We start from the raw sequence: 19,567 nt of genomic DNA on the forward strand, positions 1-19,567 counted from the left end.
GCGCCCCTACCCGAGGATCACCGACCGGTTCAGGCTGCGCGGGTGGTCCGGGTCCAGGCCCAGATCCGCCGAGCGCAGCACACACAACCGGTGCAGGCGCACCAGATCGGCCATCGGGTCGATATCGCGCTGTTCGAAATGCGCGCCGGTGGCCTTGACGTCGTCGGCCAGGCTGGGATCCACCTGGCCGAACGCCCATACCGCGCGGTCGGGTGCGGCGATGCTGATCGGGCCGTGTCGGTATTCGGTCGCCAGATAGCTCTCGGCCCAGGACTGGCAGGATTCGCGCAGCTTCAACCCCGCCTCCTCGGCCAGCGCGGCCGCGAAGCCCAGGCCCACGAAGCTGATCTGCTCGGCGAAACGCACTGCGGCGACGGAGGTTTCGAGGTCCTCGGCAAGAACCGAGCGGGCCTGGGCGATGACCGGGCTCAGATCCTCGCCCAGATGCCAGCGCAGGATCGCCAGCGTGGTGGTCGCGAAGCGGGTCTGCACGACCGACTCCTCGTCGACCTCGTCGATGAGGATCGGATCGCCCAACTCCAGCACCGGGGTGCCCGGACTGGAACAGATCACCGTGCGCGGCACCCCGGTCGGGATATTGCGCATGGCCTCGACGACCTCGGTGGTGGTGCCGGAGCGGCAGATCACCAGATATCGGTCGTAGTCGCGGCTGGTGCGCACATCGCTCGCGGGCCAGGCGTCGGTCAGGCCCTGACCGGCTGACTCACGCAGCGCGGCGATGGCGCGGGACATGAAAAGCGAGGTGCCACAACCGATGACGGCCACGCGCTCGCCCGGCTGCGGCAGCAGGGCGGCGTTGTCGGTGGCGATCGACGCGGCGCGCGTCCAGTCGTCGGGCTGCGTGGCCACCTCGGCGGCCAGATGAGTTTCGGGGATTCGCTCGGCAGAGGTCGGCACGAACTCAGGATCAACCCGATTGATCGTTCATGTCAACTTAACAACGAAAACGGTCACAAACGATCAACATAGGGGCTAGATTCTGACCAAACGGATTGTTCATTGAAAGGTCTAGCTCGTGAAACGTCCACTCCGCGGCGCAGTTTCGTCGTTCGCGCTGTTCACCGGCCTGGTGTTGGCGGTGTCGTCCTGTGGGTTCGGCGGCAACAAGTCCGATGCGTCGGATCCGAACTCCCTGTCCTTCCTGGCACCGATCTACAGCGACGGCACCAAGTCGGAGTGGGACAAGATCATCTCCGATTTCCAGAAGCAGAACCCCGACGTCAAGGTCACGCTGCAGATGGAGTCCTGGGATTCGATCAACGATGTCGTGCGCACGAAGCTGCAGAGCGACTCCACCACCCCGGACATCCTGAACATCGACGCGTACTCGAGCTTCGCCACCGACGGCAAGCTGTACCCGGCCACCGATATCGTCGAACCGTCGGTGATCAGCGATATCCAGCCCGGTTTCGCCAAGAATGCCTCGATCGACGGAACCCAGTGGGCGCTACCGCTGTTCGCCTCCACGCGCACGCTGTTCTACAACACCGACCTGTTCAGCAAGGCCGGTATCGCCGCGCCGCCCAAGACCTGGGCCGAGCTGACCGAGGACGCCAAGAAGATCCAGGCGCTCGGCGGCGGCGTATCCGGCTACGGTCTGCCGCTGGGCAGCGAGGAGGCCCAGGGCGAGACCTCCATCTGGACCTTCGGCGCGGGTGGCAACTGGTCCGACGGTAACAAGATCACCGTCGACACCCCGCAGAACCGAGAGGGCGTCGCCGCCATGAAGGCGATGGCGGAATCCGGTGGGACCCAGCCGAATCCGGGCGCGACCAACCGCCTGGACGCGCTGAACGCCTTCTACCAGGGCAAGATCGGCATGATCGAGGGTCTGCCGCCCACCATCGGCCAGATCGCGCAGAAGAACCCGGGCCTGAAGTACGCGACCGCGCCCTCGCCCACCAAGTCCGGTGACCCGGTCACCCTGGGTGTCGCCGATCATCTGATGGCGTTCAAGAAGGACGGCAAGAAGCAGGCCGCGATCAAGAAGTTCCTGACCTTCTTCTACTCCGCGCAGACCTACGCGGGCTTCGTGAAGTCCGAGCACTTCATCCCGATCACCAACAGCGGCACCCAGGCCATGGCCGATGACCCGGTCACCAAGGCCTTCGCGGCCACCCTGCCGGTGGCCAAGTTCTACCCCAGCAACAACCCGAAGTGGGGTGCGGCCCAGGGCGCGATCCGCCAGCAGATGGGCACCATCGCGCAGGGCGCCGATCCGGCGTCGGTGCTGGGCAAGATTCAGCAGGCGGCGAGTTGAGGGGCGCCCTGATCCGATCCACGGCAACGCTGCGCGCGTTGCCGTGGATCGGCCCGGTGCTGGTACTGATCGCCGGGGTGGTCGCGTTCCCGGCCGGGTACATGGTGTGGACCAGCACCCGCGATCTGAGCCCCTACGGGCAGGATCGCGGCCCGGCCGGCCTGGCGAACTTCCGAAAGCTGTTCGCCATCGAGGAATTGGGCAGCATTCTGCTGCACACCGTGGTCTGGGTGATCGCGGTCGTGGTCATCACGCTGGTGCTGTCCACGGCGCTGGCGCAGTTCCTGAACAAGCAGTTCCCGGGCCGCACCGCGGTGCGGCTGGCGATTCTGGTGCCATGGGCGGCGTCGGTGGTGATGACGACGACGATCTTCGAGTACATGCTCAATCCGGATATCGGCATCGCCAACCGGTTCCTCGTCGATATCGGCGTGCTGGACCGGGGTTTCGGCTTCACCAAGCAGGCGGGTCCGGCATTCCTGGTGGCGATCGGCGTCGCGGTGTTCGTCTCGGTGCCGTTCACCACCTATACGATCCTGGCCGGGCTGCAGGCGATTCCGGCCGAGATCGAGGAGGCGGGCCGGGTCGACGGCGCGGGCGCCTGGCAGCGCTACCGGCATCTGACGCTGCCGCAGCTGCGCCCGGCGATCGCGGTGGCGACGATCATCAACATCATCAACGTCTTCAACTCGCTGCCCATTCTGCAGGTGTTGACCGGCAGTATCGCGGGTTTCGACGCCGATACGACAACCACGTTGACCTTCAAGCTGATTCGGCAGAATCAGCAGGTCGGCACGGCCGCGGCCATGAGCGTGCTGAACTTCGTGCTGATCATCGTGATCATCGCGGTGTATGTGCGGCTCACCCGATCGGCGCGCGAGGAGGCGTGATGACAGCATCCAATCCGGTCACCGTCGATCGGGCCGCCGCGGCCGCGACCGCCGAAGCGATTGTGCCGCAGGGTGATTCGAACCTCACCCCTCGCAAGGTGCGGCGACGGTGGGATCTGACCGCGGTCGGCGTCGTGATCGCGGCGATATTCCTGATTCCGTATCTGGTGATGGTGCTCGGCTCGCTCAAGCCGCGTTCGGAGATCCTGCGGATTCCGCCGACCTACATTCCCGAACAGTGGCGGCCGGACAACTACGCCACCATGTGGGACACGCCCGAGACGCCCCTGCCGTTCAATCTCGTGAGCACGATCGTGATCTCGGTGTTCGCGACGGTGATCGTGCTGCTGGTGGCGATTCCGGCGGCGTATTACTCGGCGCGACGGAAGTTTCCGGGCAAGGTCGCGTTTCTGGGGCTGGTACTGGTCACGCAGATGTTGCAGCCGGTTGTGCTGGTGACGGGTCTGTTACGGGAATTCTTCACCCTGGGCATCAACGACACCTGGCTGGCCATGATTCTGGTGAACGCGGCGTTCAACCTGTCGTTCGCGGTGTGGATTCTGCACAGCTTCTTCGCCTCGGTGCCGGTGGAGATCGAGGAGGCGGCACAGCTGGACGGGCTGAACCGGATTCAGATCCTGACGCGCGTGAGCCTGCCGCTGGTGTGGCCGGGCATCGTGACGGCGACGATCTTCGCCTTCGTCTCGTGCTGGAACGAATTCGCCGCGAGCCTCGTGATCCTGACCACGCCGGAGAATCAGCCGCTGTCGGTGGCCTTGACGAAGTTCATCGGGCAGTACGACACGGCTTGGCAATATGTGTTCGCTATCTCTACCGTCGGCATCGTGCCCGTCGTCATCTTGTTCGCGCTCATCGAGAAGCGCCTGGTCGCAGGTCTCACCGCCGGAAGCGTGAAATGACCGCTGCGACGGATAGATCCCAGCGCTGGAACCGGCTGCTGGAATTGCTGGCCGACACCGGCCGGTTGTCGGTGGAGGAGGCGGCCGAGCAATTGGGCGTCTCCCCCGCGACCATCCGCCGCGACTTCACCGCCCTCGCCGATCAGCAGTTGGCGACCCGCACGCACGGCGGCATCGTGGCGACCTCGGTCGCCTACGAACTGCCCGCCCGCTATCGCGGTGGCGATGCCGCCAAGCAGCGGGTCGCCGAACACGCTGCGAGCCTGGTACTTCCGACCGAGGTGGTGGGCCTCAACGGCGGCACCACCACCACGGCCGTGGCCCGCGCGCTGGCCGGCCGTCCCGATCTGGCCACCGCCGAGCTGACCATAGTCACCAACGCCCTCAATATCGCCGGTGAAATGGTCCTGCGCCCGCATCTGCGTACCATCTGCATCGGGGGCCAGGCCCGCCGCGAGTCCTATGAACTGCACGGCCCCCTGGCCGAACGCGCCATGGCCGAATTACGTCTGGACACTTTGATTCTCGGCGTCAACGCCATCACCGCCGAAGGCGGCGCCCAGGGCCGCCACCTCGACGAATCCGGTATCAACGCTGAAATGGTTCGCCGCGCCGAACGAGTCATCGCCGTGGCCACCGCCGACAAACTCGAAAAAACCGCCCTCGCCCGAATCTGCTCCATCGAAGATGTGGACATCCTCGTCATGGACACCGCCGCCGCCCCGGACGCCCTCAACGCCATCCGCGAGGCGGGGGTTCGGGTGGATCTCGTTTGAGCGCAGCGGCTTTCGGTCAGGCTGTACCGTCAGCGGCGGTGGCGTCCCACAGGGCTTGTTCGCCGGAGGTTTCCCGCTCCATCCAGGCGAGTTGATATGCGTCGGCCAAGTCCACGGCAATCCCCCGTTCATACTCGCGATCATCGGTACGCGTCGGAACGCTTGGCGACGACGAACACTGTGATCGTGCCTGTTTTGTCGTCGATGCTGTAGACGATTCGGTACTGGCCGAAGCGGATTCGCCAGTCGTTCGGCCTGCCGACGATCTTCTTCACCCCGGCGGGCCGGGGATCGTCGGCCAGGTCGATGATCATGCGCAATGCCGTGCCGAACGCTTCGCGGGGCAGACGTTGCAGTTGTTTCAGGACCTCGGGATGGAATTCGATTCGCATCCGTCCGGTCACGATGCGAGTAGTTCGGCCGGATCGACGCCGAGCGATTCGAGCATCTCCGCCATCGACATGGTCTTGAACTTCTCGTCGCGCAGTTCGCGCAGACGCAGGGCATCCAACAGATCGGCATGCTCGTGCAGCCGCTCGTAGTCGGCCATCGAGATGATGACCGCGATCTCACTACCGCTGTCGGTGATGATGGCTTCCTCACCGGTCGCGGCCACACTCCGCACGACGGCCCCCAGCTGCGCGCGTAGCTCCCGCAAGCTGTGTGTACTCATAGTCAACATGTTACTCATTCGGAGCCGTCGGGGTGGGCGGAGGGGGGCTCGTCAGCGAGTCGGGTGAGCGCCGCCGTTGACGTTGACGGTTTGTGCGGTGATGTGGCGGGCTCCAGGGGTGGTGAGGAAGTGGACTGTGGCGGCGATGTCTTCGGGGGCGCCCGGGCGGGCGGTGAAGGTGTTGGAGATCAAGGTTTCTCGGCGCTGCGGGGTGAGTTTGTCGCGAAAGAATTCCGTGTCGGCGATGTAGCCCGGGGAGACGACATTGCAGGTGATGCCGCGGGGGCCGAGGGTGCGGGCCAGGTCGATGTTCCAGGAGGAGAGGGCGGCCTTGGCTGCGCCGTAGGAGCCGGAGCCGTTGTCGGCGGCGATCGAACCGAGGTGGATCACGGTGGCGCCCTCGGTGAGGCGGTCGGTGAGGGCATGGGTGGTGAGGACCGCGCTGAGCAGGTTGGCGTTCAGATTGGACCACCAGCTTTCGGCGAGGGCGGTGAGGTCCTCGGGTTCGGGGCGGTCGAATCCCGTTTGGCCACCGGCATTGTTGATCAGGACGTCGAGGCGATCGGGCAGGCGGGCGGCCAGGGTCGAGATCTGCTCGGGGTCGGTGTGGTCGCACGCGATCGCATGGGCCCGCTCGCCCAAGGTCGCGACGGACTTCTCCAGAACCTCGACGCGGCGGCCGGTGAGGTAGACGGTGTCGCCGTCGCCGAGGAAGCGCTCGGCGATCGCGTATCCGATTCCCGTTCCGCCGCCGGTCACCAGGACTGTGCGTGCCATCAGGATTCCCTCCCAGTAGATTTAGATCTAAACGAACATCGCCCACTGTAGTCGTTTAGGTCTAAACTGCAAGGCGAACAGCGAAGGAGGTGCGCGATGGCAGCCGACGCCGCCGATGAGATCGCGGCGGCCTGGGAGCGGGAACGTCCGGGTACGCCCACCGAATCGATCGGCATCGTGACCCGACTGTGGCAGCTGGCCAAGATCTTCGGCGAGGATCGTCGCCGGGTGCTGGCGGTCGCGGGGGTGGATACGGCCACGCTGGATCTGCTCAGTGTGCTGCGCCGCAGTTCCCCGCCCTACACGCTGAGCACTCGCGAACTCGCGCACCGCACCCTCGTGACCCCGGGCGCGATCTCCCAGCGCGTGGCCCGCGCCGAGCGCGACGGGCTGGTGCTGCGTCGCTCCGAACCGGGCGGGCGCACGGTCTGGGTGGAACTCACCGCGGCGGGGCACGAATTGGTCGAGCGCACGGTCGATCTGGTGCTCGAACGGGAAGTGGAACTGCTGGAGACCCTCGACACCGATCAGCGCGCTCAGCTCGCCGAACTGTTGCGCACCCTGCTCGAAGACGTCCGGCAGCGCACCGGGAACGACGGATTGACGCAGGTGGGACATCCGGAAGCGGGCTGATCCGGCGACCGTTGCCGATCAGAAACATTCGCCGTGCAATATGGCCGCCGTGGCATCGCTCCCACCGAAAGACCTTCTGCTGCAGGCGTGCCGGGGATTGGAACCCGGTGAGCACTTCGTGCTGCGCCGCGCCTGCCGCCTGGCCGAATTGCACGAGCACCGACTGTCCGTCAGCGCCGCCGCCGATATCGATCGCCAGCGCGCGCAACTGGTGCACGATATCGATCGATGGGTCGCCACGGAGTTACCGGTCGCGCCGGGCGGCGCGCGTCTGCACACCGAGACGGTGGGCACTGTCATCGATCGGCTGGCCCAGTTCTCGGCCCTGGCCTATCTTGCCCTGACCACGACCCCGGACTGGCTCGCCGACGATGCCTGGCGGCGGCTGACGGAACTGGCGAACGCCTATGCGGATCTGGCCACCGAGGTCAGCGCGGGGCGGTGCCGGTTGCCGAGACTGAACGGACATCACGAATACGAACACTGAAAAAGGTGCTGCCGACGACACGCAGGGGGATGTGTCGCCGGCAGCGGTGAAGTGGTTCTTCGTTCTTCTTCGTCCTCGTCTACCAGTGTGCGCCTGCGAACTGAACTCTCGCCAGGTTCCGGCTAAGAAGTAACTGAATTTCCGGGGCCGAAAACCCGAACGGCGACGCCGCGAGGGTAGGCGTCGCCGCGGGCCGGGGAGGGCCGGATCAGGGCAGTTGATCCGTATCGGCCGAACCGACGCCATCGAGCGTGCGCCGCCAACCTCGAGACGGACCGCGACGAATCTGTGAATGTTCTGTCAACCCCGCTTCAGGGCGTGGCGATCGTGGTGCACCCGTCGGGCACGAGGGCGTCGTCGAGCATCCGGCCCACCCAGGTCGCCACCCCCGGAATCGCGAGCGCGCCCACGATGAAATGCTCACCGGGGTAGGGCGCGAGCCGAACCCGCGCGCCCTTGGCGCACCAGCTGTCGTACAGATTCCGGGGATGCCGGCCTCTCATACCAGTCGGTCGGTTCAAGACTTTCGGCTCGGCGTGGCGTCGGTCGTTCCGGCGGGCAGCAGGGCTCGCACGGCATCGATGGTGTCGGCCTCGGCGGGTTCCTTGTCGGGGCGGTAGCGGACCACCCGGGCGAAGCGCAGGGCCACCCCGCCCGGATAGCGCGGGCTGATCTGTACGCCGTCGAGGGCGACCTCCACGACCAGTTCGGGATACAGGTAGACCGCCTGGGGATCTCGGGTGCGTTCGTGGCGCGGGAATTCGGTGGTCTGCCACTGCAGCAGCGCATCGGTGAGGCCCTTGAAGGTCTTGCCGACCATGATGGGCTCGCCCCCGTCCGGATCCCGCGCGCCCAGATGCAGATTCGACAGATATCCGGTGCGGCGGCCGTAGCCCCATTCCGCGCCGAGGACCACGAGGTCGAGGGTGTGCGAGGGTTTGATCTTCTGCCAGGCCCGCCCGCGTCGGCCCGCCGCGTACGGCGCGGACAGCGATTTGATCATCAGACCCTCGTGCCCGGCGGCCAGCGCGCCGTCGAAATATTCGGCCGCGGCCTCGGCGTCGGGGCGGATGAGCGCCGGAATGCTGTGTTCGCCCGCGACCTTGATGAGCGCCTCGCGACGCTCGGTCAGTGACGCGTCGAGCAGATCGACACCGTCCAGATGCAGGCAGTCGAAGAAGTAGGGATGCAGCAGCAGGTCCCGCGTGGAGGTGGCCGCGGGCGGGCGCAGGGCCGGATCGATGGTGGGATCGGTGGCGAAGCGGCTCATCGTCTCCTGGAACGGGCGCGGGCGACCGGAATCGTTGAGAGCGAGGGTCTCGCCGTCGAGAACGACGCTGTCGCAAGGTAATTCGCGCACCAGCTGCACCAGCTCGGGCACCCCGGAGGTGATGTCGCGCAGTGTGCGGGTGAACACCCAAACCTGGGAGTCCCTGCGGTGTACCTGAATTCGCGCACCGTCCATCTTGTGCTCGACACTCACCTCACCACCGAACTCCGTCAGCGCCTCGTCCAGCGTCGCGCCGGGCGAGGCGAGCATCGGCCGAATCGGCCGGCCCACCTCTAGCCGGAATTCGGCCAGGGCCGCCGCGCCGCCGGTCAGCGCGGCCGCGGCGGTCACCGGTAATCGACCCGAGAGCATGTAGGCCCGGCGCACGGCCTCGACCGGCACCTCGGCCGCCCGCGCGACCGCCTCGGCGACGATCGCGGTCAGTGCGCCCTGACGCAGCTCACCGGTCAGCAGACGGATCAGGAAATCGTGCTCGTCGGCGGTGGCCGCGCCCAGCAGGGCGACCAGCAACTCCCGGCGGCGGGCCGCGGAACCGGCTCCCGCGGTAGCGGCCAGGTCGGTGAACGCGGCGTCGACGGCCGCGACGGTCAGGCTCGGCGCGGCGGCCGGTTCGACCGCGACGGCGGTGAGGGTGCGCCAGCCGGTGCCGATGCGGCCCTGCGGCAACTCACCGGATATCCACGCGACGACCTGGGCGAGCTCATCGGAACCCGCCTGCGCCAACAACTCCGCGACCGTGGCGATCTTCGTCTTGCGCGAGGAGGTCGCCCGTACGGTCTGCGACGCCTCGACGACTCGGGTGAGCAACACGGATCGACGGTAGCGCGGGGGTGTGACATATCGCGCAGCAGATTTGTTAATTCCCCGTTGGCAAACCTGCGAAACCGCCCATAAACTGGACATATGGCCAAGACTTACGTCGGGGCGCGGCTTCGCCAACTGCGCACCGAACGAGGACTGAGCCAGGTCTCGCTCGCCAAGAAGCTGGAGATCTCGGCGAGTTACCTCAATCAGATCGAACACGACGTGCGCCCGCTGACCGTACCGGTACTGCTGCGCATCAGCGAGATCTTCGGCGTCGACACCAGCTTCTTCTCCTCGCAGGACGACACCCGGCTCATCGCCGAACTGCAGGAGGTCGTCATGGACCAGGAGCTGGGCATCGAGGCCGACGCCCAGGAGATCGCGGATATGGTCTCCGCGCATCCGAGCCTGGCGCGCGCGATGGTGAATATGCACCGCCGCTACCGCAATACGACCGCCCAGCTGGCCGCCGCCACCGAGGACCGCTTCTCCGACGGCAGCGGATACGGCGCGATCTCCCGCCCGCACGAGGAGGTCCGCGACTTCTTCTATCAGCGGCAGAACTACATCCACGAATTGGATACCGCCGCAGAGGAACTCGCGACCCGCATGCGTTTCCACGGCGGTGATCTCAAACGCGAGATCGCGCGGCGGCTGACCACCGCCCACGGCGTGCAGATCGTCGAGCGCATCGATCTGGGCGACGGTGTGCTGCATCGGTTCGACGCGGCCGAGCGGCGGCTCGAGATCGCGCCCTATCTGTCCGGCGGACAGCGGGTGTTCAAACTCGCCGCCGAACTGGCCTATCTGGAATGCGGCGATCTGATCGACAAACTGGTCGAGGAGGCCAATTTCGCCTCCGAGGACACCCGTAAATTGGCGCGGTTGGGTCTGGCCAACTACTTCGCGGCCGCGACCGTGCTGCCGTATTCGTACTTCCACGAGGTGGCCGAGGATTTCCGCTACGACATCGAGCGGCTCTCGGCGTTCTTCACCCAGAGTTACGAGACCATCTGCCATCGCCTCTCGACGCTGCAGCGGCCGAAGCTGCGCGGGGTGCCGTTCTCGTTCGTGCGCGTGGACCGGGCGGGCAATATGTCGAAACGCCAGTCCGCCACCGGATTCCACTTCTCCTCCGCGGGCGGAACCTGTCCGCTGTGGAACGTCTACGAGACCTTCGCCTATCCGGGCCGGATCATGACCCAGATCGCGCAGATGCCCGACGGCCGCAAATATCTGTGGATCGCCCGCACGGTCGAGCGCCGCGCCACCCGCTACAACGAGCCGAGCAAGACCTTCGCCATCGGACTGGGTTGTGAACTGCGGCATGCCAGCCGGGTGGTCTACGCCGACGGGCTGGACCTCAACGACCCCACGGCCACCCCTATCGGCGCGGGATGCCGGGTCTGCGAGCGAACGAACTGCCCGCAGCGCGCCTTCCCGCCGCTGGGCAAATCCCTCGATATCAGCGAGCACCGCAGTTCCATATCGCCCTACGTGCTGCGATAGCCGCTGCGCGCGGAGCTCGCGCCCTGTTAGCGTGAGGCATGGTGTCGAATCAGCCGCGTATCGCGCCGGGTCGGCTGCAGGAGCTGGGACCGATCAACTGGGTTGCCTGGCAGGTGCTTTCCCGCGCCGCGGGCACCCCCGACGCTCATCTGTTCAGCACGCTGGGGCGCACCGGCGGACTGTTCCGCGGGTGGCTGCACTATTCGGGCAAGCTCATGCCGGGCGGGCGGCTGCGCCGATTCGATTCCGAGCTGGTCATTCTGCGCGTGGCGCATCTGCGCGGCTGCGAATACGAGACCCAGCACCACATCCGGCTCGGTAAGCGGGCGGGAGTCACCCAGGAGATCCTGGAACGGCTGCGGCTCGGTCCGGAGGCGGCCGGATGGTCGGACAAAGAGCGGGCGCTGCTCAGCGCGGTGGATCAGCTCGTGCGGACCCGCGACCTCGACGATGCGACCTGGTCGGCGCTGGCCGCGCACTACGACGAGCGGCGGCTGATCGAAATCGTGCTGCTGGTCAATCAATACGAGGGGCTGGCCAGCACGATCACCACGCTGCGCATTCAGAACGACCACTGAGCTTCGCTCAGCGGCAGGAATGCTTACTGTCGGCCTCAGCGGCAGGAGTGCTTTTCGTCGGTCCCATCTGGTACCGATGGGATATGACGACTCTCGGCATTGCCTTCCGTCCCCAGAATCCGCCGGAGCGGCTGCGCGAAATCGCCCGTGTCGCCGATCAATCCGGACTAGAGGAGTTGTGGATCTGGGAGGACTGCTTCGCCGAGGGCGGCGTTGCGACCACCGCGACGGCCCTGGCCTGGACCGAGCGGGTGCGCATCGGGGTCGGGGTGTTCCCGGTTCCGCTGCGCAATATCGCCCTGGCGGCCATGGAGATCGCCGCGCTGGAACGGATGTTTCCGGGGCGTGCGATCTGGGGCGTCGGACACGGTGTGCAGGAGTGGATGGGACAGGCGGGCGCTCGGGTCGACTCGCCGGTGACGCTGCTGGGTGAATACATCGACGGCCTGCGCGCGCTGCTGTCGGGCGAACGGGTCTCGGTGCGGGGCCGCTACATCCAGCTCGATGAGGTGGCGCTGGACTGGCCGCCCGCCGCCGCGCCGCGGTTGCTGTCCGCCGCGACCGGTCCGCGCACCCTGCGCCTGGTCGGCGAGAAGGCGGACGGCGTGGTGCTGACCGCGAGCACCAGCGTCGAGAAGGCCCGGCACGCAATCGAACTCGTCGGCACGAGTCGAGCCGCCGCGGGGCACGCCGACAAGCCGTATGTCGTGGTCAACCTGGCCACCGCCACCGGTCCCGATGCGGCCGAACGGCTCGACACGGATCTGCGCGCCATGGGCGCCACCGATACCGCCGATCTCGGCGTGGCCGGTGACGCGCAGGCGGTGGCCGATGCGATCGCTCGATTGGTCGAGGCCGGGGCCGATTCGGTCACGCTGCAACCGACGGCCGACGAGCCCGATCTGGAGGGGTTCGTTCGATTCGTCGCGGAGAAGGTGCGCCCGCTGGTGCCCTGACGAGGACTCAGTCCCGTTCGATCAGGGCGGCGAGGCCGTCGAGTAGGCGGGGCATACCGAAATCCCAGGCGTGATCGGCGTTGTAGGCGCTGTCGTGGGCCTCGCCCGCGGCCGCGCCTACGCGGGCGGCGAGCGGGTAGCGGGACGGGTCGAAGACGCGCTCGAGGACCGGGGCGGTGCGCTGCCACCATTCATGGTCGGACAGGCCGCTTTCCGTGGCCGCGCGGGCCGTATCGATGGCGATGCGCGCCACCGAGGTGACGAAGCCGAGGACGTAGGTCAGGGCGGCGTCCATCGTGACGTCGTCGAGGCCCAGACCGTCGAAGGCGCTCAGCTCGTGATCGTATTTGCCCGCCAGGCCGGGACCCAGCGGCGGACGGGTGGTCGGGACGTAGGCGACCCACGGATGCCGGGTCAGCATCGCGCGGTTCTCCTCGGCGATCGTGGCAACCCTTTCCCGCCAGGGCATTTCACCCAGCTCGGCCCGCGGCATCTGCCGATAGACCGAATCCAGCATGAGATCGAGCAGTTCCGCCTTGCCCGGCACATAGGTGTAGGTCGCCATGGGCGTCAAGCCCAGATTCTTGGCGACCGCGCGCATGGTCAGCGCCTCGAGCCCCTCGGTATCGGCGATCTCGATCGCCGCGGTCACAACCGCCTCGACGCTGCTGCGCTGCTTCGGGCCGCGCGTGGGCGCCCGGCCGGGCGCACCCCACAGCAACTCCAGCGTCCGCGCGGGATCTCCCGCGCTACTGCGTTCACTCACTGCCGCACTCACCTCCGCCACGATCGTATCGGTGTGATCACGACCACGAGCTCAACTCTATACAAAGTACTCCGTACTAAGTATATAATTTAATCGCGCCCCGATCGGGGCGACAGGATGGAGGGTCACCATGAAAATCGCCGCGTCCGCACTGTCCCTGAACGTCGCCGACCCCGAGGCCTCGGCGAACTTCCTCATCGAACATTTCGGTTTCGAGGTGAGCATGTCGGCCGACGGCTTCTTCTCGCTGGCCCATCCCGACGCGGGCCTCGACGTGATCTATCTGCGGACCGGCCTGTCCACCTTCGCCCCCGCGCGCATCGCCGGGGATGCCGGGCAGGGCACCCTGGTGGTCTTCGTCGTCGACGACATCGATGCCGAATACGAGCGCGTCCAGCGCGAGGGCGTGCCGATCGAGACGCCGATCGAGACCGAGGAGTGGGGTGAGCGCTACTTCCAGATGCGCGATCCCAACGGCATCGTGATCCAGCTGGTGCAGTGGGTGAACGCCGAATTCTGATACGGCACAGGCGTTCCCGGCCGGAGCCGGGAACGCCTGTCCATCCCGTCCCATGAAGCGCCGCGTCGAATCGGCGCACCCCCGGTGCTACCCGGCCAGTACCGGACCAAACACCTCGGCCGCGGGTGTGGAGGCGCGACCGATCAGCTTGCGCAGATGACCACTCGTCACATCGAGTACACCGGTGCGGATCACCTCGTCGGCGTCGGCGAGCACCCGCGCGTAATCGCCCGGCAGACCGGCCTTTTCCAGGGCGGCGGCGTAGTCGTCGCGCGGGAGGTCCTGATACCGCACCGGCTTTCCGGACACCTCGGCGGCGATCCGCGCGAGGTCGGCGTAGGTCGGATGCTCATCGCCGCCGAGTTCGTAGATCTGCCCGGCGTGCCCCTCGGTGGTGAGCACCACCGCGGCGGCCTCGGCGTAGTCGGCCCGGGCGGCGGGCGATACCCGACCATCACCAGCCGAGCCGTAGAGCACACCGCTCTCGACCGCGGTGGGCAGCGCCCCCAGATAGTTCTCCCAGTACCAGCTGTTGCGCAGAATCGCGTGCGGCACAGCCGCTTTCGCCAGCACATCCTCGGTCCCGCGATGCTCCTGCGCCAGAATCATCGGATTGGCGTCGGCCTGCGGAATGCTGGTGTAGACGAGCAGCTCCACACCCGCCCGCTCGGCCGCGCGGATCACGGCGGTGTGCTGATCCACGCGCGCGCCGAACTCGTTGCCGGAGATCAACAGCACGCGGTCGACACCCGCCAGCGCCCGATCCAGCGCCGCGGCGTCGTCATAGGACGCCTGCCGGACCTCGACGCCGCGCTCGGCCAGATCGGCCACCTTCGCCGGATCGCGCACGATCGCGACGACCGGTCCGGCATCGCGGCGCAGCAGCGCCTCCACGACGAGACGACCCAGCTGACCACTGGCCCCGGTGACGGCGACGGTCATGACTACCTCCAATGAGTTTTCGTTCAGTGCGTACGGAATATATAGCACTAACTATTAGTTAGTACAGGATATTCCGGCACTACTAGATGGATGGGTAGCATCACAGTCATGAGTACGCCGCACAGCCCGGCCGACAACGCCGATCCGACGCTGGAGGCCGACGTATTCGCCAAGAACTGCACGTCGCGGCCGGTTCTGCAGAATGTCGCGAGCCGTTGGGGCACGCTGGCCCTGGTCGCGCTGCGCGAGGGTCCCTACCGCTTCAGCGCCCTGCGCCGCCGCGTCGACGGGGTCAGCGAGCGCATGCTCTCCCAGACCCTGCAGACCCTCGAGCGCGACGGCATGATCCACCGCGAGGTCGTCCAGGCCATCCCCCCGCGCGTCGAATACACCCTCACCGAACTGGGCGCACAGGTCGCCGAGCACCTCGAGGCGCTGATCGTCACGCTCGAGACCAATATCGGCTCGATCGTCGAGGCCCAGGCCGCCTACCACCGCGACTAGGCGACCGGGTCCACCGCTCAGCCTTCGGGCCCGGTGACCACCACACCCAGCGCGCCGTGCACATCGAAATCGGGATCGGCCGCACTGTGCTGGACGACCTCGAAAACCGTTGCGCTGCCGCGTCCCGGCGGTTCGCTCAGCTCGACCTCGAGCAGCAGCTCCTTGGACGCACCCGGTTCGAGTACCACCCGCAGCGGGGCGTCGCCGTCGCCGCGGCCGCCCTCCGGATCGATCAGCGACCAGTTCGCCGGAATGTGCGAGCCGATATCGATATTCAGATCCCGGCTGAGCTGCGCGGCGGTTTCTCGGTCGGGGCGACGTGCGCTGATGTGATAGGAGCGGATGTCCCGGCCGAGATTGCCGACCCGTACCCGGCTGCGGGCACGGCCCTGCGGATCGGTCGCCACCGAGTCCAGATTCAGCTGGGCCCAATGCCGTTCGACGCCGGGCGCGACGCCCGTGCCCTGCGGAATTCGATCGTTCGGGGCGCTGACCGCGGCGAGCAGACAGGCATGTCCGGCGATCGGGATCGTGCCGACGATCGTCACGGTGGCCGAACCGCCCTTGGACGCGACATATGTCGTGGCCTGGCCGAAGGCGTGCAGTTGGGAGAAGGCCGCATTCGGATCGCTCCACCAGAGCGTGACGGTGACCGGAGCGAGGCTGGTGCCGCCGCCGTAATCGGCCACCGTCACCGTGACCGTCGTCGGCTCCCCCGGCCGATAGGTGCGCAGCGGCCCGCCGTTGACCCGGATGCTCGGGCACAGCCACATGATCGGCTGCGCCGAACCGGGCAGCGGAACCACCTGGGACAGTGGGCGATCCACGCCCGAGACGCCCAGATCGCCCTGGAAATACGGGATTACCAGCCAGGTGGAGTAGTTGTCGCGGATATCGTCCTGATAAGGCATGGCGGACCTCAGATTTCCTTGTAGCCGAGCACCCGGACGGGTACGGGTTGGTCGGTGATGCGGCCGGATTCGGCGACGGTCCAGCACGGATGCCGATGCCCCCGATCGGCGTCGAGATCCAGATTCACCGGATCGGCGTCCCAGCGCGCGAGCAACTCCGCGGCCAGTTCGGGGAAGGCCGCGAACAGCCGGGCGGCGCTCGGCGCCGGAGACCGGGTCGGCGTCGCCTGCTCCTGCGGGGTGGTCGGGGCGAAGATGTAGTTCGCCAGCGCCTGCGGATCCTCCCGATGCGGCCAGCCGGGATCGGCCGGGGCGCTGAGGAATTGGGCGAACAGCGGGGAGCCGAGCTGTTCGGCGGGCGGATAGATCAGACCGATGGTGGCCAGGAAGGTGCGCGCGCTCGCGAAGGACTGCCACAGCGCGGTCTGCACATCGATGATGTGCTGCACGATATGCGCGCCGGTGCCGTCGGACGCGGCCGTGGTGAGGAACTGACCCTCGACGACGACCTGCCCCTCCGGCTCCTCGTCGTCCTGCCCGCCCGGCAGCACCTCGGCCGGATCGCATTCGCCGTGATCGATGATCTGCACGATGCAGTCGATGGCCACGACCAGCAGGGCCACGATCACGAAGGCGATCACCCAGCCGCAGTCGTTACCGGAACTGCTGGATTTGTCGGCCGTGGTCGGCTGGGAATTCCCGGCATTCGAGCCGGGCTGCGGATCGTCGCCGTAGTTGGCGGGGCCGAGTACGCCGCCGCCCGCCATCGCACCCAGATCGCTCACCTCGAGGGTGTCGAGCAGCGTGAGGCTCATGGGATCCGGCAGCGGCGGCAGGTCGAAAGTGTCCAGCAGCCGCAAATGTTCGATCATCCGGCGCAGTCCGGTATCCAGATCCGCGGTGGCGGGCAGGCCGGAATAAGTTCGCTCCAGGGCGGTTTCGACGGCCTGGCGGATATCCGCGGGCACTGCGGCGTCGGCCGGGGCCGCCGCGCCGAAGCTCAACCGGTCCGCCATCGCGGTGAGCCCGGGAATCGGGTGCTGCTGAGCGGTCCACGCGCCCAAACTGTTTCGTGCGAGGCGATCGCGGAAGCGATGCGCGCGCCGCGGGCCGCCGGTCACCGAACTCAGATAGCCGGATCCGATGACATTGCCGAGATAGGAGCTCAGCACACCGGTTTGGAAGGCCGTCACCTCCGGCGTGCCCCCGGACAGCTCGCGGAAGAACAGATGGGTGCCCCGGGCGAGGAACCGATCGGCGAGCCCCCAGTCCGCGATCGGCGCGGACCGCTGGCGCGGATGCGACGTCGCCAGATGCGGCAGCAGCTCCAAAACCGTTCGCAGGCCGGTGATCTCGGTGGAGATGGCCTTCAGGTCGGTGGTCATCGCCTTCAGGTCCGCGAAGCCCCGGCCGAAGCGGGTGACGGCCGTGGGATCGGCCGGATTCGTCAGCGCGAATTCGATATCGGCGCGAGCGGCCCCGGCGCGGTCGTAGAGGTCGCGGCCCCGCTGCCACAACCCGGCTGCGGTCCGCACGTGGCCGAGTTCGACGCCGTCCGAATTCGCGTGCCACACCAGATGATCGACGAATGCGCCGAGCAGTGCGTGATCGGGGAGATCCAGGGCGGCCTGGGTCAATTGGTCCTGCAGGGCGTGGCCGTCGCCGGGAAGTTGGTGATTCTGGAACAGCTGCAGGAGATCCTGATGAAACGCCGCGTGGGCGCGATAGTCGATCATGGTGGTCCTTCGTGGAGATCCCCCCGGGCAACCATGATCTGCGCCGTCCGAGCCGTCGGCGCGAGTACCGCATTACCTGTGTTCACGCAGTTCGACAGCCCGAAATGGGGTAGCGAACCAATGAACGACGAACGCCCCGCACTCGTATCGAGTGCGGGGCGTTCAGTCGGTTACCTTATCCCGGCATGCTTTCGGCCGGGACTAGAAGTTGATCATATGTCCGGCCAGGCCGTGGAAGGCCTCCTGCAGCGCCTCGCTCAGCGTCGGATGCGTATGCACATTGCGGGTCAGCTCGTTGACCGTCAGATCCCACTTCTGGGCCAGGGTCAGCTCGGGCAGCAGTTCGGAGACGTCGGGGCCGATGAGGTGGCCGCCGAGCAGTTCGCCGTACTTGCCGTCGGAGATCAGCTTCACGAAGCCCTGGGCATCACCCAGGCCGTGAGCCTTGCCATTGGCCATGAACGGGAAGCTGGCGACCTTCACGTCGTAGCCCTCGTTGCGGGCCTGCTCCTCGGTGAGACCGAAGCTGGCGACCTGCGGCTGACAGAAGGTGGCGCGCGGCATCATCCGGTAGTCGCCCAGCGGCAGGGTCTCCGCGCCGGCGATGGTCTCGGCCGCGACCACGCCCTGCGCCTCGGCCACGTGGGCCAGCTGCAGCTTGGCGGTGACATCGCCGATGGCGTAGATGTGCGGCACATTGGTGCGCATGTAGTCGTCGATGGCGATCGCGCCGCGATCGGTCAACTGCACGCCGGTGTTCTCCAGGCCGTAGCCCTCCACCCGCGGCGCGAAACCGACCGCCTGCAGCACCTTGTCGACCGTGACGGTCTCGACATTGCCGGACTTGTTGTCCTTGATGCTGACGGTGACCTTGGAGCCGTTGTCCTCGATGGACTGCACCGCGGCGCCGGTCGTGATCGTGATCCCCAGCTTCTTGTACGCCTTGGTGATCTCCTTGGAGACATCGGCGTCCTCATTGGGCAGCGCGCGATCCAGGAACTCCACGATGCGCACGTCGACGCCGTAGTTCTTCAGCACGTAGCCGAATTCCATACCGATCGCACCCGCGCCCACGATGAGGATCGAACCCGGCAGATCGCGGGTCATGATCTGCTCCTCGTAGGTCACCACGTTCTGCGACAGCGAGGTGCCCGGCAGCAGTTTGGTCACGGTACCCGCGGCGATGATCGCGTTGTCGAACGTGATCTGCTCGGTACCGCCCTTGGTCAGCTCGACCGACAACGTATTCGCGTCGGTGAAGGTGCCCTTCCCGTCGAACTCGTCGATCTTGTTCTTCTTCATCAGGAAGTGCACGCCCTTGACGCGCCCGTCGGCGACCTTACGGCTGCGATCGAAGGCCGCGCCGAAGTCGAAGCTCGCCTCGCCGGTGATACCGAACGTCTTCGCTTCCTTGGTGAAGATGTGCGCCAGCTCCGCATTGCGCAGCAGCGCCTTGGACGGAATGCACCCGACGTTCAGGCACACGCCACCCCAATATTTCTGCTCGACGATCGCTGTTCGCAGGCCGAGTTGTGCGGCGCGAATCGCGGCGACATACCCGCCGGGACCAGCACCGAGAACGACGACATCGTAGTGGGAAGTCACGCAGTCGA

General features: G+C 66.7%; 22 protein-coding genes. 11 read left to right on the forward strand and 11 right to left on the reverse strand.

Annotated elements, in window-relative coordinates:
* Positions 1 to 6 precede the first annotated feature (6 nt).
* A complete protein-coding gene (locus NP4_RS19710) occupies positions 7 to 918 on the reverse strand; it encodes an SIS domain-containing protein (protein ID WP_114755595.1) in 912 nt (303 codons plus the stop codon).
* A gap of 118 nt (positions 919 to 1,036) precedes the next feature.
* Here NP4_RS19710 and NP4_RS19715 point away from each other — a divergent pair, with 118 nt between their 5' ends.
* From NP4_RS19715 to NP4_RS19730, 4 genes are read left to right on the forward strand one after another with little or no spacing between them, the layout of a single operon-like run.
* On the forward strand, positions 1,037 to 2,281 hold the full coding sequence (locus tag NP4_RS19715; protein ID WP_067999756.1) for an extracellular solute-binding protein: 1,245 nt from the start codon (positions 1,037 to 1,039) through the stop codon (positions 2,279 to 2,281).
* Positions 2,278 to 3,171: a carbohydrate ABC transporter permease gene (locus NP4_RS19720; RefSeq protein ID WP_067999758.1), complete on the forward strand. Its 894-nt coding sequence runs from the start codon at positions 2,278 to 2,280 to the stop codon at positions 3,169 to 3,171. The genes NP4_RS19715 and NP4_RS19720 overlap by 4 nt, the downstream gene beginning before the upstream one ends.
* Positions 3,171 to 4,091, forward strand: a complete 921-nt coding sequence (locus tag NP4_RS19725) for a carbohydrate ABC transporter permease (protein ID WP_082876018.1) — start codon at positions 3,171 to 3,173, stop codon at positions 4,089 to 4,091. The genes NP4_RS19720 and NP4_RS19725 overlap by 1 nt, the downstream gene beginning before the upstream one ends.
* On the forward strand, positions 4,088 to 4,867 hold the full coding sequence (locus tag NP4_RS19730) for a DeoR/GlpR family DNA-binding transcription regulator (RefSeq protein WP_067999760.1): 780 nt from the start codon (positions 4,088 to 4,090) through the stop codon (positions 4,865 to 4,867). Before NP4_RS19725 ends, NP4_RS19730 begins: the two co-directional genes overlap by 4 nt.
* A 140-nt stretch (positions 4,868 to 5,007) precedes the next feature.
* On the opposite strand, the gene NP4_RS19735 is transcribed toward NP4_RS19730, so the two are convergent.
* The 3 genes from NP4_RS19735 to NP4_RS19745 are packed head-to-tail and all read right to left on the reverse strand — an operon-like array spanning position 5,008 to position 6,317.
* Complete coding sequence (locus tag NP4_RS19735) at positions 5,008 to 5,271, reverse strand: type II toxin-antitoxin system RelE family toxin (RefSeq protein WP_082876019.1); 264 nt, start codon at positions 5,269 to 5,271, stop codon at positions 5,008 to 5,010.
* Positions 5,268 to 5,540 carry a type II toxin-antitoxin system Phd/YefM family antitoxin gene (locus NP4_RS19740; RefSeq protein ID WP_067999763.1) on the reverse strand — a complete coding sequence of 91 codons (273 nt, stop codon included), beginning with the start codon at positions 5,538 to 5,540 and terminating at the stop codon, positions 5,268 to 5,270. The genes NP4_RS19735 and NP4_RS19740 overlap by 4 nt, the downstream gene beginning before the upstream one ends.
* A gap of 51 nt (positions 5,541 to 5,591) precedes the next feature.
* On the reverse strand, positions 5,592 to 6,317 hold the full coding sequence (locus NP4_RS19745) for an SDR family NAD(P)-dependent oxidoreductase (RefSeq protein ID WP_067999765.1): 726 nt from the start codon (positions 6,315 to 6,317) through the stop codon (positions 5,592 to 5,594).
* Between the two features lie 96 nt (positions 6,318 to 6,413).
* On the opposite strand from NP4_RS19745, the gene NP4_RS19750 reads away from it, so the two are divergent.
* Together NP4_RS19750 and NP4_RS19755 are read left to right on the forward strand one after the other, a co-directional pair.
* On the forward strand, positions 6,414 to 6,950 hold the full coding sequence (locus NP4_RS19750; protein ID WP_067999766.1) for a MarR family winged helix-turn-helix transcriptional regulator: 537 nt from the start codon (positions 6,414 to 6,416) through the stop codon (positions 6,948 to 6,950).
* A 49-nt stretch (positions 6,951 to 6,999) separates the two neighbouring features.
* Positions 7,000 to 7,437, forward strand: a complete 438-nt coding sequence (locus tag NP4_RS19755; RefSeq protein ID WP_114755613.1) for a DUF4254 domain-containing protein — start codon at positions 7,000 to 7,002, stop codon at positions 7,435 to 7,437.
* 311 nt (positions 7,438 to 7,748) lie between these two features.
* Here NP4_RS19755 and NP4_RS19760 read toward each other — a convergent pair whose 3' ends face one another.
* Entirely contained in the window at positions 7,749 to 7,940 is a 192-nt protein-coding gene (locus NP4_RS19760; RefSeq protein ID WP_067999770.1) for a hypothetical protein, read from the reverse strand.
* A gap of 14 nt (positions 7,941 to 7,954) precedes the next feature.
* Positions 7,955 to 9,538, reverse strand: a complete 1,584-nt coding sequence (locus NP4_RS19765) for an ATP-dependent DNA ligase (RefSeq protein WP_067999772.1) — start codon at positions 9,536 to 9,538, stop codon at positions 7,955 to 7,957.
* Between the two features lie 93 nt (positions 9,539 to 9,631).
* On the opposite strand from NP4_RS19765, the gene ramB reads away from it, so the two are divergent.
* The 3 genes from ramB (at position 9,632) to NP4_RS19780 (ending at position 12,575) form a co-directional block, all read left to right on the forward strand.
* Positions 9,632 to 11,041: an acetate metabolism transcriptional regulator RamB gene (gene ramB / locus NP4_RS19770; protein WP_067999774.1), complete on the forward strand. Its 1,410-nt coding sequence runs from the start codon at positions 9,632 to 9,634 to the stop codon at positions 11,039 to 11,041.
* Positions 11,042 to 11,079: 38 nt separating this feature from the next.
* Complete coding sequence (locus tag NP4_RS19775; protein WP_067999777.1) at positions 11,080 to 11,619, forward strand: carboxymuconolactone decarboxylase family protein; 540 nt, start codon at positions 11,080 to 11,082, stop codon at positions 11,617 to 11,619.
* Between the two features lie 83 nt (positions 11,620 to 11,702).
* Positions 11,703 to 12,575, forward strand: coding sequence for an LLM class flavin-dependent oxidoreductase (locus tag NP4_RS19780; protein WP_067999779.1), 873 nt, complete (start codon positions 11,703 to 11,705; stop codon positions 12,573 to 12,575).
* A gap of 7 nt (positions 12,576 to 12,582) precedes the next feature.
* Here the strand turns inward: NP4_RS19780 and NP4_RS19785 are convergent, their stop codons facing one another.
* Positions 12,583 to 13,341, reverse strand: coding sequence for a TetR/AcrR family transcriptional regulator (locus NP4_RS19785; protein ID WP_245997697.1), 759 nt, complete (start codon positions 13,339 to 13,341; stop codon positions 12,583 to 12,585).
* 130 nt (positions 13,342 to 13,471) lie between these two features.
* On the opposite strand from NP4_RS19785, the gene NP4_RS19790 reads away from it, so the two are divergent.
* Positions 13,472 to 13,861, forward strand: a complete 390-nt coding sequence (locus tag NP4_RS19790; protein ID WP_067999781.1) for a VOC family protein — start codon at positions 13,472 to 13,474, stop codon at positions 13,859 to 13,861.
* An 87-nt stretch (positions 13,862 to 13,948) separates the two neighbouring features.
* Here the strand turns inward: NP4_RS19790 and NP4_RS19795 are convergent, their stop codons facing one another.
* Complete coding sequence (locus NP4_RS19795) at positions 13,949 to 14,803, reverse strand: SDR family oxidoreductase (RefSeq protein WP_067999783.1); 855 nt, start codon at positions 14,801 to 14,803, stop codon at positions 13,949 to 13,951.
* A 108-nt stretch (positions 14,804 to 14,911) separates the two neighbouring features.
* Between NP4_RS19795 and NP4_RS19800 the strand changes: the two genes are divergently transcribed.
* A complete protein-coding gene (locus tag NP4_RS19800) occupies positions 14,912 to 15,307 on the forward strand; it encodes a winged helix-turn-helix transcriptional regulator (protein WP_067999784.1) in 396 nt (131 codons plus the stop codon).
* A gap of 17 nt (positions 15,308 to 15,324) precedes the next feature.
* On the opposite strand, the gene NP4_RS19805 is transcribed toward NP4_RS19800, so the two are convergent.
* From NP4_RS19805 to lpdA, 3 genes are all read right to left on the reverse strand, one after another.
* Complete coding sequence (locus tag NP4_RS19805; protein ID WP_067999786.1) at positions 15,325 to 16,218, reverse strand: hypothetical protein; 894 nt, start codon at positions 16,216 to 16,218, stop codon at positions 15,325 to 15,327.
* Positions 16,219 to 16,226: 8 nt separating this feature from the next.
* Positions 16,227 to 17,954 carry a hypothetical protein gene (locus NP4_RS19810; protein ID WP_067999789.1) on the reverse strand — a complete coding sequence of 576 codons (1,728 nt, stop codon included), beginning with the start codon at positions 17,952 to 17,954 and terminating at the stop codon, positions 16,227 to 16,229.
* A 201-nt stretch (positions 17,955 to 18,155) separates the two neighbouring features.
* Positions 18,156 to 19,559 carry a dihydrolipoyl dehydrogenase gene (lpdA, locus tag NP4_RS19815; RefSeq protein WP_067999791.1) on the reverse strand — a complete coding sequence of 468 codons (1,404 nt, stop codon included), beginning with the start codon at positions 19,557 to 19,559 and terminating at the stop codon, positions 18,156 to 18,158.
* Positions 19,560 to 19,567 lie beyond the last annotated feature (8 nt).

This window comes from Nocardia pseudobrasiliensis NBRC 108224, from assembly GCF_001613105.1.
GTDB lineage: Bacteria > Actinomycetota > Actinomycetes > Mycobacteriales > Mycobacteriaceae > Nocardia > Nocardia pseudobrasiliensis.

Bases quoted from the DNA above. Each gene is read 5' to 3' on its own strand.
- NP4_RS19795 (WP_067999783.1), bottom strand. From the start codon at position 14,803: ATGACCGTCGCCGTCACCGGGGCCAGTGGTCAGCTGGGTCGTCTCGTC.
- ramB (WP_067999774.1), top strand. From the start codon at position 9,632: ATGGCCAAGACTTACGTCGGGGCGCGGCTTCGCCAACTGCGCACCGAA.
- NP4_RS19760 (WP_067999770.1), bottom strand. From the start codon at position 7,940: ATGAGAGGCCGGCATCCCCGGAATCTGTACGACAGCTGGTGCGCCAAG.
- NP4_RS19810 (WP_067999789.1), bottom strand. From the start codon at position 17,954: ATGATCGACTATCGCGCCCACGCGGCGTTTCATCAGGATCTCCTGCAG.
- NP4_RS19775 (WP_067999777.1), top strand. From the start codon at position 11,080: ATGGTGTCGAATCAGCCGCGTATCGCGCCGGGTCGGCTGCAGGAGCTG.
- NP4_RS19750 (WP_067999766.1), top strand. From the start codon at position 6,414: ATGGCAGCCGACGCCGCCGATGAGATCGCGGCGGCCTGGGAGCGGGAA.
- NP4_RS19745 (WP_067999765.1), bottom strand. From the start codon at position 6,317: ATGGCACGCACAGTCCTGGTGACCGGCGGCGGAACGGGAATCGGATAC.
- NP4_RS19790 (WP_067999781.1), top strand. From the start codon at position 13,472: ATGAAAATCGCCGCGTCCGCACTGTCCCTGAACGTCGCCGACCCCGAG.
- NP4_RS19740 (WP_067999763.1), bottom strand. From the start codon at position 5,540: ATGAGTACACACAGCTTGCGGGAGCTACGCGCGCAGCTGGGGGCCGTC.
- NP4_RS19780 (WP_067999779.1), top strand. From the start codon at position 11,703: ATGACGACTCTCGGCATTGCCTTCCGTCCCCAGAATCCGCCGGAGCGG.
- NP4_RS19800 (WP_067999784.1), top strand. From the start codon at position 14,912: ATGAGTACGCCGCACAGCCCGGCCGACAACGCCGATCCGACGCTGGAG.
- NP4_RS19725 (WP_082876018.1), top strand. From the start codon at position 3,171: ATGACAGCATCCAATCCGGTCACCGTCGATCGGGCCGCCGCGGCCGCG.
- NP4_RS19730 (WP_067999760.1), top strand. From the start codon at position 4,088: ATGACCGCTGCGACGGATAGATCCCAGCGCTGGAACCGGCTGCTGGAA.
- NP4_RS19805 (WP_067999786.1), bottom strand. From the start codon at position 16,218: ATGCCTTATCAGGACGATATCCGCGACAACTACTCCACCTGGCTGGTA.